The sequence below is a fragment of the Cobetia sp. SIMBA_158 genome, from assembly GCF_046566945.1.
Lineage (GTDB): Bacteria > Pseudomonadota > Gammaproteobacteria > Pseudomonadales > Halomonadaceae > Cobetia > Cobetia amphilecti.
In genome coordinates, this window is sequence record NZ_JAWJYL010000033.1 from 1 (window position 1) to 1,076 (window position 1,076).

The 1,076-nt window shown below is 52.9% G+C and carries 1 protein-coding gene; it reads right to left on the bottom strand.

Annotated features, from left to right (window positions below; translation table 11 throughout):
• Positions 1–985, bottom strand: a 985-nt coding sequence (locus R2R70_RS18820; RefSeq protein ID WP_410978725.1) for an IS481 family transposase, incomplete at its 3' end; no start/stop codon positions are given.
• Positions 986–1,076: the final 91 nt, after the last annotated feature.

Consider the following 1,076-nt stretch of genomic DNA (forward strand, 5'->3'; position numbering starts at 1 on the left):
TGTCGGGTTCCGTCTGATTGATTACAGCCTGGGTAAACAACTCCGGTCGTTCGACCTGCCATTCCTTTATTGCTGCTATAGGCGCTTTGTGGTGTAGTGCCTTCTGAGGAATGTGGTGGTTATAGAGCCAGCAATAACGCTCGAGTGTCTGTTCTAAATCCTCACTTGAGTCATAACGCCGAGTCGCCAGTACATCGCTGATACGCCCATTGAAGCGCTCCACCATTCCGTTCGTTTGGGGTCTGCCTGGCTTGATCAGTCGATGCTCAATGCCATGGTTCTGACATTCCTGATCGAAAAGATGATGCCCGCTGGGCTTACGCTCACCACCCACGGTGAAGCGATCGGTAAAGGATTTACCATTGTCCGTGAGCACGGTTCGAATCGTGAAGGGGGCCTCCTCTTCCACACGCTTCATGAACGCCTGGGCGTCCTTTGCAGATTGACTTGATCTGACCTCCAGATACACCCACCGAGTGGCGCGATCAATCGCGACGTAAAGATAACGCTTCTGATCTTCGTCAGGCATTTGGGGCAGGTGCTTGATATCAATGTGCACATACCCGGGCTCATAATCCTTGAAAGGCCGATGTTTGGGCTTCTCGTCCTCCTTCGCATCTCGACGCGCCAGCTTGGCGAGAGTCGGTACATCACGTCGTTTGAGCATGCGCTGAAGCGCGGAACGTGACAGATTGGGGTTCAGGAATTCCCGAGCAACGACAAGTAGATCATCGAGCCCCAGGCGTAGCAGTTCACGAGCGGCGATGACGATATCTTCCTGTTCTGAGGTCAGAGTCGCCAGTAGATTATGACGCGTGTGGGAACGATCCAGGACATCATCACGATAGCGCCAGCGCTGGATAGTTGAGACGCTGACCCCGAACTGACGAGCGAGATCTTTGTTCGTCATGCTGGAAGGAGCTGCTTGGATGTCGGCACGGATTTTCGGTGTCGTCGTCGCTTGCTTATGCAGCTTGATGTCCATGAAGCCTTTCCTGAATAAATTGCTTGATGAGCTCACGAGAGGCTAACAAAGGATAGCTTCGTTGTGAAATCCGATCATCCGGCACCCTACA